The 12,037-nt window shown below is 48.8% G+C and carries 1 protein-coding gene (running past one end of the window); it reads right to left on the reverse strand.

Features of this window, described 5'->3' with window-relative positions:
* Positions 1-12,037: the 3' portion of a non-ribosomal peptide synthetase gene (locus tag L1271_RS12390; protein ID WP_235367977.1), read on the reverse strand. The gene runs 20 nt beyond the window's last position; the window shows 12,037 of its 12,057 coding nt (coding positions 21-12,057); its start codon lies off the right edge, out of view; the stop codon is at positions 1-3.

Raw genomic sequence — 12,037 nt, forward strand, 5'->3', positions numbered from 1 at the left:
CTAGTGCAACACATAGTTGCGCTCAATTATGTTAACCAACTGCCCTACTTGCTCGGCTTGCAGGCAGGACAAATGATCTCCTTTGACTTCATAACAAGAGAGAGAGTGACTAAATGGTTTCCATCCCATGTCTTTATTCACAGGATGGCCTTCAAATTCTTGCGTTTGCTGCGTTTTTACAACACAGATTAGGGTGTCGCTAAGCATAGACGGCATCTCAATATTTGCTCGCAGTTGGGCACTAAAAACTTGTTGAAAGTGGCGTAAATGCGCATCACTAAAGTTAAATCCAGCTTGATGTATCCAGTGATTGAGATAGGCAATGCGTGTTGAAGCTTCACCTTGCTTATAGGCACTGATTTCAGCATCAGAGACACTGAGACGAAAAAACGTTATCAGATTATCCAGCATCATTTGTGCGATTTGCGCTTCATCTAAGTTAAGCGCTGGGTTGCTCGGTACAGGCGTATCAATCACAGTTACCGAACAGCCAATTCGACCTTGCTGCTCAAGTAAAGTGGCAAGTTGATAGGCGATAAAGCTGCCAAAAGAATGTCCGACCAAATGCACTTGCTCACCAAGTTCAGCGTCTGCTAATACACTCAAGTAATACGCTGCGGTGTGTCTAATCGAGGTTAGCGTCTCGGGTTCCTCGGCTAGCGCCTCTGGCTGCAAGCCATAAACGGGTATACGGCTATCAAGCCCATTCACTAAAGCATGAAATGCCATTAGCCACCCCCCCGCTCCCGCAATCAACACCACTGGTGTAAAACCAAGCTCGCCCTCTTGCAAACACACTAAGGTTTCAAGCGATTGAGGTTTACCATGACATTCGCCGAAACTATCCCTCAATGCTTGAATATACTGGCTGAGCCCACGCACAGTCGGATGCTCAAAAAGTGCCGACAGTGGCAAATTGAGTTGTAGGTGCTGATTAATATCACCCACTAAACGCATCGCTAATAGCGAATGACCACCTAAATTAAAGAAGTTATCGTCAAGGCACACTCCATCCACCAGCAAACGACTAGCAAACTGCTGCACTAATTGAGTTTGTAGTGGTGTAAGCCTTTCCAGCTTAGCCTCTTGCCGCAAGGGTTGAGGCGGAGTGTATGATCCGGCCAGCGCAATGAGCTGTTTGCGATCTACTTTGCCGTTCGTTGTCAGCGGAAGTTGGCTAACTGATTGAAACAACTCAGGGACCATGTAAGTGGGTAGTACTGCGCGTAATTGCGCTCGCAGAGCTGCATCATTCACTTCCGTATGTTGCGTTGGCTGCACAAATGCCACTAATTGCGCGTTGTTACTGCTATCTTCACGCACCACCACAGCACACGCAGCAACTTCGTCTAGCAGCTGAAGTTGCCGCTCAATCTCACCCAGTTCGATGCGGTAACCGCGCACTTTAACTTGGTCATCACCACGGCCTAGATACAGCAATTCATTTGAGGCTAAGCAGCAAGCACGATCGCCGGTTTTATAAAGTCGCTGGCCGCTATTTGGCTCAATGATAAAGGCCTGCTGCGTCTTTTCTTCGTCATTGAGGTAGCCTCTGGCAAGGCCAATACCTGCAATGTATAAATCCCCTTCCACACCGGTAGCCACCGCTCGAAGCTGTTCATCAAGTAAATATAAAGATAAACCCTCGACGGGTTGACCGATCGGCACGCGTGCACCGCTGAAGTGTGTGACATCATTAAGGGTTGCAGAAATGGTTGCTTCGGTCGGGCCATAGGCATTAATAATTCGAATATGGTCGCCATAGCGCTGCTGCCAATCGGTGAGCGCGGCAATCAGCATTTGCTCGCCACCTATGGTGATGATCCTCAGCGAGGTTGGCAAGGTGACTGAAGTCGCTGCAAGTTGATGCCAATACGCCGTCGGTAAACTCATCAGCGTTAACTCGGCATCTTGGCTTAATTGCGCTAGCTTGTTGGGATCCAACATGTCGTCTGTCGGTGCCATCACCAAGGTTGCGCCACGAAGTAAAGTACAAAAGACTTCTTCGGCAAACACATCAAAGCTCATGCTGGCAAATTGCAGGTAATTGTCGCTGGGCGTAATCGCATATTGCGCGGCTAATGCCTGCACATAATTAACGACACTGGCATGCTCCACCATCACCCCTTTTGGCATGCCCGTGGTGCCCGAGGTATAAATTACATAACAGAGGTCGTCAATCTGGCATGGCGCAGTAAAGCAACGGCTAGGCTGCTCGGCCAAAGCGCCCTGAATACTATCTAAATCGACTTGAGGCACCACCTGCTCCGAGCTACCCTGCCAATATTCTGTTTTAGAAACCAGCATGGCTGCATTGGCATTTTGCAGCAGCAAACGACGTCGAGACTCGGGTAGTGTTGGTGCAATTGGTAGATAAGCTGCGCCCAATTTGAGCACCGCAAGCATAGCCACAATAAGCTGGTAATTCGCCTCTAGACACAGGCCAATAATAACGGGGGCTGTACTCGGCTCTAGTCGTGAAGCAAGGTAATGGGCGAGCTGATTGGCGTCTTTATCCAGCTGTGAATAGCGATAACAGCGAGCCTCCCCAGAGGCGGTACTATATTCACGAATAGCAATATGCTCAGGAAATTCAGCAGCAACTTGAGCAAATAATTGCTGAATTGGTAAATTTGGCGTTTGATATTGCACCGCTTGCGTCAGTGAAAAAGTAGGTAGAGGCAATGCCTTGCTGTACGGCGCGTGTTGAGGCTGCCAAGACAATTTCCCAAGTGTTTGTTCGGGCTGTTGTGTCGCAGCTAACATCAACTGCTGCATCGCCGCAAGGCTTTGCTCGATAAACACTTCATCAAAGCATTGCTGCTGATAGCTCAGCGTGAGCGATAAACTCGCCCCTACGCCGACCACAAAGGTCAATGGGTAGTGTGTTTCGTCAACTTCGCTTAAGGTTGTTGCAATAAATGGCAGCGCAGCGCTATTTTGCAACGGATCTTGCGGATAATTTTCAAAAACATACAAGCAATCAAACAATAGACTGTCGTTCTCAATACCCGACCACTGATGAACTTGTGTCAGTGGTGTATGCGGGTGCTGCGCCAATGCCGTAAGCTGCGACTTCACCGCTTGCAGGTAATCTTTCACACGCGCAGCTTGATCTATCGCGACATGGACCGCTTGCGTATTGATATACAAGCCAACGCGCTGCGCCATTCGACTGAGTTCTGTAGGTCTGCCAGCAATGGTTTGACCAAATAAGGCATACGGTTCGTTGCAGCAGCTTGCCATCCAGTAAGCCCAAAGCCCTTGGATAAACTGATTGACGGTGAGTCCATGTTCGCCTGTAAAGCGAGTCACGGCATCTTGCAACGATTGCGGTAAAGTCACACTAAGTTCTTTAACACCAGCCGCTTGATTTTCAGTGTGTAGTACCTTTTCGCTGAGTAATGTGGGCGCAGTGACTGCTCCCAAATACTCTCGCCAAAACGCTTCATCAACTTCAGCATGCGTATGCAAATATTCGATATGATCGCGGAAATTATCTACCACAATGGGCCGTAACTCACCTTGGCAACGGGCTTGATAAAATGCCAATAATTCAGCAAATAATACCGGCAGCGACCAACCATCCATGATGAGATGATGATAAGTCCAAACCACCCCAACATTGCCATCCTCAAAAGCAATTAACTTCAATCGCATACAAGGCGCTTGTGAAAGCCTAAGCGGCTCGGCAAGCTCCACCGCGGCCTGTGATTTCACTATTTGCGATTGCTCTTCTGCAATGACACTGCTGTGCAGCAGTTTGAGTGGCACATCGGCATGTTTACAGACCACTTGCAGCGGCTCGCCAGCAACGTCTATAAATGCCGAGCGTAATATGCTGTGCTGCTTAATCAATTGCTGCCAAGCATAACTCAGCGCTTCAATATCTATACTTCCTTGCAACAATAAGCTGGTTTGCTCGACATAAGGTTGCGTGTTTTGAGCGTGCGCCTCATGTACCGTTTGACTGTGAAACCACATGCCTTGCTGTAAGCCTGTTAGAGGGTAAATATCCTCAACTTCCCCTTCAACCTGCCCAAGTATGCGCTGTAACTGCCGTTCAGAAATGCCGCTGAGAAGTGCAAAGTCACTGACTGTGTAATGACGTTGAGGCTGGGATTGGCAATGCTCGATGACCTGAATTAGACTTTCGAGTATCTCTTTACTTAATCGCTCTGCTGCTTCAGATGCTAAGCGCAGGCTGTCAAACTCTAACGTTAACGCCAATTGACCATCGACAACTGCCGCTGTTAGCTGCGCTCCAAAGTAACTGAGGTTTGACTCTGCAACCAAAGTGCCAGTCGACTCACGGGCCTCGCCCAGCAAACCTTGTTGCTCAATGACTGTATCTAGCTGGCCTAAATAGTTGAAAAACAGTAAGCCTCGAGTATCAATCTCAAGCGACGAGCGAACGTTTGGTTCTGGGTGTAAATACCGCGCTGCACCATAACTACTGGCGACTTTAGCGCTCCTTTCAAGCTCTGCCTTGATACTGCAAATCACATCATGCAAGCGGCTACCATTACTAAATAACTGCATTGGATAGAGCGCCGTTAACCAGCCAATGGTTCGGCTGCTATCCAGTGCCTCCGTCAGTAACTCGCGACCATGCCCTTCTAGCATGATCACTTCACTGCCTGCACCACGCTTTTGCGCACACCAGGCAAGCGCACTAAGCAGCAATGCTTGCGCCGTCGTACCGTAACTGGTGTTGGCGGATCCCAGTAGCGCACGGGTGTGCGCTGCTGACAATGTGTGGCGAACTTTGGCTATGGTTGGGGTCGCGCTTGTATCTTTAAGACTCAATAAGTGCGAAGTTTCAGCCAGTGCAGCCACCTTCTGCCATTTGCGCAAACCACGCTCATCGGTTGCAAGTTCACGATAAAAATCGGCAAGTTCAGCCAAATTCGCGCTTGCGGCAGGAAGCTCCAGCGGCACATTGTTTGTTTGCTGCTGTAATAGCTGACTTACATCTTCAAGTAACACACGCCAAGAGACGCCATCCACTAGCAAGTGATGTGCGCTAAACAGCAAGCGATTGTTGGCTTCGCCGTCAGGTGTAACAAATAACACTGCTTTAAACAGTGGCGTGCCAGTAAACGCAAAACCTTGCTGCACTTGCTCACTGAACTCGCTCAGCTCAGCTTGCCATGCGTCACGCTCAAGCGTATGCGCCGTAAATACCTTTTTAATATCAATGCCATCACGTACAAATAGGGTATTTTCATCCGCAACCACCAAACGTAGCGCATCGTGCTGAGCTATCAAGTACCCTATCACTTGCTTGAGCTGCGCTGGTGTGACGGATTTATCTACACTCACCAACACGCTTTGATCCCAATGACTGGGTTTGGCAAATTGTTGGGCGAAAAACCAATGCTGAATTGGTAATTTATCGAGTTGACCAACCAATGGCTGCCTTTCTTTACCCATAGTCAGGTGAATATCTTGCTGGGCAAGTCTTGCTGCAAGTGCCGAAACACTGGGGTAGGTAAACACGTCGGTAGCACTAACAGGTAACTTGAGTGCTTTGGCTTTACTTGCGATTTGAATACTCAAAATAGAGTCGCCGCCTAAAGCAAAATAGTCATCTTCAGCGGTCATCGATGGTGTATTTAATACCTGCCGATAAATCGCCAGTAACTGGGCTACGATGCTGTTAGCCTGTGGTGTGACCGCGCTCGGCTCGGTTACTGTGATAGTCTGTTGAGTTTTACCAAGTGTTGCCAAGGCACGATGGTCAACCTTGCCATGCGGTGTCAAAGGTAGCCTTGCGAGCATAACAAAATGCTCTGGCACCATATAACTTGGTAGTCTTTCCTTTAGCTGGGCTTGAAGCACTTGAGGCTCAGTGTTTGCCACCACAAATGCCTGCAACTGTGGCTGCCCTGACGCACTTGTGGTTATCTGAACTGCGCATTCTTGTACGCTCGATAGCAGCCCAATTTGCTGTTCAATTTCGGCCAACTCAATACGATACCCTCGCAGTTTTACTTGTCCATCGTTACGACCCATATAGGCGATACGGCCGCTGCTAAGCAGGCGAACCAAATCTCCCGTTTTATAGGCTCGTACCGTTTGCGATGGAGAGACTTGTAGCTCAACAAAACGCTCAGCACTAAGCTGTGGTTGATGTAAATATCCTCTGGCAAGTCCTGCCCCTGTTACGTATAACTCCCCAATCATCCCCTGAGGCACAGCACGCAATTGTGGGTCTAAAATAAATAGCTGGCTATTGTCGACGGGCAAGCCGATATCTGGCACCTTTCCGTCAAACTCAACCACACCTGAAGTCGCGACCACCGAGGCTTCGGTGGGTCCATAGTTATTGACTAAGGTAAATCCGTATTCTTTTGCTTGAAGCGCACCGAGTTTATCGCCGCCAACCAATAAATAGCGCAAGCTTTGCGGGTTAAACAAAGACTCAGTGAGCAGCGCTTGAGCGATTGGCGTTGCAATAAAACTATGCGTGACTTGGTGTGTATTGAAACAGGCTGTTAATTCGGCCGGTGACTGTAGCACCGCTTTTGTCACACACACGAGGCTCGCGCCAGCACATAGATAAGGCCAAATTTCCCATGTTGCCGCGTCAAAGGCGGGGTTGGCGGTTTGACTCGCAACGCTATGATTATCCACCGCAAAAGCTCGTCGGTGCCAACCACATAAATTCGCCAACCCTTGGTGGGCTATCATCACGCCTTTAGGATTACCAGTCGTGCCAGAGGTATAAATCACATAGGCTAGCTGCTCCGCTTTACCTTCTGGAAACTGCTGAGGTAATGGTATTGCCATAAGGCGCGTTTGCACGTTAGCGTCATCAACACACATAACATGTGGCGAGCGATATTCAGCCTCAAGGTGATTATCATCTAACTCTGCTGCCTCAAAGCGAGCGGCAAACTCACACTTTGTTAAAACCAGCGCAGCGCTGCTGTCTTTAGCGATGTAATTGACTCGCGCTTGAGGGTAATGAGGGTCAACAGGTACATAACATCCACCCGCTTTTAACACAGCCAACATCGCCACAATGAGATCTGCGCTACCCGTCATCGCAACAAGCACAGGTTGTTCAGGTTGTAACCCCTCACTTAATAACAGCGCCGCCAATGCCTTGGCTCTTTCATTAAGCTCACCATAACTCAAGGTTTGATTTGAGTTTGTGTCAATTACCGCAACTCGCTCGGCCTGCGCAGGCTCTGCCATATGTCGCTCAATTTGCTCAAGCACTGACTGCTCAAAATGTTCCGGCGCTGATTTGCCTGAAATCGCATGATTCTCTAGCGGCTGCTCCTTGCAAAGTTTTATATCCGCAAGCGGGCACTCAGGTTGCGCGAGTAATTGCACTATCACGGCATTAAAACACTCTGCAATGCTAGCTACGGTTTCTCTTTCAAATAATCCACTGTTGTATAGCCAGTGCAATCTCAACCCTTGCCCATTTACTGTTGCGCTGAGCTCTAGATCAAACTTGGCACGCGCGTTTTCCGACGCTAAAACTTCCGTGCTGAGCCCCACAAACTCTGGTGTGTGCTGTGGCTCGGGATTAAACGCAAAACTCAACTGGAAAACACTTTGGTGACTTAGCTCTCGGCTAACACCAAGATGGTCAATGAGCTGCTCAAAGGGAAGTGATTGATGTTGATGTACTTGCTCAATCTGCTCTCTTTGTATATCGAGTAGCTGACTGAAACTCTGCTGCCAATCGACCTTCACGCGAATTGGCAAGACATTGACGAAAAAGCCAATCAACTGCTCCACTTGTGGGTGATGCCGCCCTGAAAATGGCGCACCAATCACAATATCATCCACTTGGCTAAACTTAGCAAGCACCACCGCATACGCGCTATGCAACCAAATAAACGGGGTTATTCCCAAACGCTGACAAAACTGTTGCAGCCGTTGCCATGTCTCTACGCTTAGCTGTTCATTAAATGCTTGCGCGCTATTGTTCACGGCCTGCCCACGAGGCGTATCGAGCGGTAATTGATGCAGTGGCGGCGCATCGTCAAGGTGCGCAGACCAAAATGCCATGTCTGCACTTTGCTGCGCGCCTTGGCACTGTGCTCGATGCCAATGGGCATAATCCGCGTATTGCACCTCGGGTGGCGCAATCAAGTCATGGGCAAGTTCACAGCCTTGGGTGTAATGGGCATAAAACTGTGTGAGCTCTCGCATTAATACTTCAATAGACTGAGCATCACTAGCAATATGGTGCATATTGACGATAAGACGATGGTAGTCTGATGAAAAGCGAACTAGGGTTGCGCGGATCATTAGATCTTTACTAAGATCAAAACCCTGCGCTTGGTCTTCTCGTACCGCGCGCTGCCAAACCACAGTTTGCCAAAGCGGTGATTGTGTGGAGACGTCAATGAGCGTAACAAAATGCTCAGGCAAAGCCACAAGGTACTGTTTAGGCCCATCATCAGTGTTTGTGATAGCCGAATGCAACACCTGATGCCGTGACAGCACTTTTTGCCAACTTTGCTCGAATGCGCTCAGATCAAGCTCCCCTGAAAACGCCAATAACGCTTGAATTTGATATTGCTGGCTGCCCTGCTGCATTTGATCTAATGTCCATAAACGCTGCTGAGCAAAAGACAACACCACGCCATTGGTTTTATCCACCACAGCAATAGCACTTAGCTGCGCGTCTTGCTTTTCAAGTGCTGCCGCTAAACCTTGCACCGTAGGGTGCGTAAAAATCGCTTGCAGCGGTAACTCAATGTGCAGCGTCTTGCGAATATGATTTGCCAGTTTTGCAGCAAGTAGCGAGTGTCCGCCGAGTCTAAAAAAGTCGTCATAGCGACCAACCGACTCGCGCTGCAGTATCCCGGCAAAATAGCTTGCAAATTGGGTTTCAAGCTTGCCAATCGGTGCTTCATAAGTGTTTTCGTTAAAGCTTGTATCAAGTTGCTGCAATAGTGCTTTTTTATCTACTTTGCCATTGCTGGTCAGTGGCATGGCTGCCACCGCTTGCACTTTGGCAGGCAACATATGGTCAGGTAAATTTTGTTTTAAAAACTGCTGCATGACCAAAGTGATGTCGTCGAACTCGACCTGTTTGTGTAACACCACAAAGGCGCAGATCCAGACATTTTCTGGGTCTTGCCGATTTAACAGCACAGTGACCTCAGCCACTTCGGGATGATGGCGCAACTGGTTTTCAATTTCGCCTAATTCAATGCGATAACCCCGAACTTTTACCTGGTCGTCAATTCGGCCAACATAGCTCAGCTCTCCGCTGGCCATTAAGCGCACGAGATCGCCCGAGCGATATAGCCGCTGCTCGGACGCTTCACTAAATGGGTTTTGAATAAAGCGAGTGGCGTTTAGCTCGTCACGTTGCCAATACCCCCGACAAACCCCCTCGCCCCCTACGTACAACTCGCCCACGGCACCTTGCGGCAAGAGCCTTTGCTCGTCATCAAGCACATAGCAGCTGGTGGTCGGAATAGCACGACCTATATTACTGGTGCCAAGCGTCAGATCCGCAGGCTTCAGCGCCTTAAACGTAACATGTACTGTGGTTTCGGTAATGCCATACATATTGATTAACTGGCAACTTGGTAAGTGCTGTGCCCAAGGCTGTAGCTTACTTGGCTGCAACGCTTCACCACCAAAAATCACGTACCGCACTGCACACCGGCTCGCCAACTGACTGTCATTGAGTAGCGTGGCTTGTAGCGCGTAAAACGCACTTGGTGTTTGATTTAAGACCGTAACCTGGGCATCAACCAACAACTGAGCAAAAGCTTGAGTGTCTTGCGCAGTCGCTTTATCCACAACCACAAGATGACCACCAAAGAGTAACGCGCCATACATCTCCCACACAGAGAAATCAAAGCAGAAGGAATGAAATAAGGTCCAAACATCTTGCTCATTAAAATCGAATAAGTTGGGCTCTACATGAAGTAAGCGCACCACATGACGATGCTCAATTTGTACGCCTTTTGGTCTCCCTGTGGTGCCAGAGGTATAGATCATATACGCCAAGTCTTGCGGCTCAATCTGAATAGCATCAAGCTGCTTGAGGGCTTCGCGGCTAGCCTGATGTTCTGCCTGTGACACATTAATTAGCTGATATGAAAGTTGACTAAACAGTGCCTGGGTAGCGTTGTCACAAAGTAGCCATGGGCTTTGCACATCTCCCAAAATATACTCAATGCGTTCTTGCGGGTAGTCGGGATCTACTGGCACGTAGGCAGCACCCACTCTAAGCACTGCCAGCAAGGTCACTATCATCTCAACGCTGCGTGATACACTCACCACCAACATGGTCCGTGGCGTGACGCCTTTCTGTAACAGCATTACCGCCAGCGCATTGACTCGATCGTTAAGCTCACGATAATTCAGCATAGTCGTGCTATCTTGCACGGCAGTACGTGTGGCAAAGCGCTCGACGTAGCGCGTAAATAAACTGGTGATGGTGTCTTGCTTAGGCCAAGTTGCCGCTTGGCATTGAGCGCCCGTTATTAATGCTTGTTGCTGTTTTTGACTCAGTAACGCAAGTTCACCAACGGCGGTATGAGGGGCTGTAACACAAGCTTGAAGCAGCGTATGGAAACAATCCGCCCAATGTTTGATGGTTTCTTCTGTGTAAAGATGGCTATCAAACTTCCAATGTAAATAAAGTGCCTGCTCATCAACTACGGCATTGAGTTCTAAGTCGCATTTTACCGCTATGCTATCCGCCTGTTGTTTTTGCACTTCTTGAACCGATAATCCCGGAAGCGTAAAAGCACGCTCATCACGGGTTTCCAGTGTAAATAATATTTGCACTAGCGGATGGTGACTTAAATCTCTTGGAGCACCAACCGCTTCCACCACTTTATCAAAAGGAATATCGCGATATTCAAACGCCGCTAGGTTAAGGGCTTTTTGTTGCTGCAACCATTGGCTAAATGGCATATCACTTTCGAGCTTTGCATGCATCACTAAGGTATTAACAAACAAACCGATTAGTGGCGTTAATTCGGAGTGATGACGGCCAAGTTCTGGCGTGCCTACAACCACCTGCTGCGATTGCGTAAGCCTTGCGATAAACAACATAAAGGTATTGAGCAGCCACATAAAGGGTGTGAGCTGGAGCGACTTCGCCTGTGTCGAGATCGCCGCAAATAACGACGCATCAAGCGCTTGGCGATATACTTTCCCCGTTAACGACTGCACCGCAGGACGGACAAAATCACAAGGCAATGACTGCAACGGCGCTAATTCGCCAAATTGCTGTTTTAGTTGCGCCAGTGGTGCCTCGATGCGATCTGGCGTTAGCTGTGCTCGCTGCCACTGACTAAAATCACTATATTGCACCTGCATAGTTGCAAGCGGTGTATAAGATGCGCCTATGTGTTTGCAATAGCCAGCCTCTATCTCTTGTGCAAGTAGCGCCATTGACGCCCCGTCAGAGACAATATGGTGCATATTAAAAGCAAGGTGATGCTCATCGCCATTACTTACCACCAGCACGCGAAGCAAACAATCATGAGCCAAGTCAAAAGGCTTGTTCTGATGGGCCGCGATGCGGGAAGCTATGTAGGCTTGCCTTGTTTCCTCAGGTGCTACACTGGCATCAAGCCACTCGAACGGCGCACTAATATCATCCGTTATTTGCAGCTGGGGTTGGCCATCTTGTTCATTTTTTACAAACCTAGCGCGCAGTATTTCGTGGCGCTGCACCACATCTTGTACAGCGCTGCGCATTGCTTGAATATTAAGCTTGCCGCGTAACAAAAACTCGGCGGGCATATAATACTGCTTGCTACCTTGCAGTTGCTCAATAAACCACAGCCCTTCCTGTGCAAAACTCAGCGGTAAGTCCTTCCCCACATTTGGCTGCGCGATAATGTGCGGTGAAGATTTTGCCACATCACGGCTTTGCTGCTGAAAGTAAGCAATGATCTCTGATTTATACTCAACCACCTGCTGTTTTAACTGTGGAGGAAACCCTGCGGTTTGCTTAAATGCCAAGCCACCGTTTTTTTCATACAAGGTCACGCCAGCAGCTAATGCTTCTGCGATCAATGCCTCTATC

It is taken from the genome of Pseudoalteromonas sp. OF5H-5 (assembly GCF_021530695.1).
GTDB lineage: Bacteria > Pseudomonadota > Gammaproteobacteria > Enterobacterales > Alteromonadaceae > Pseudoalteromonas.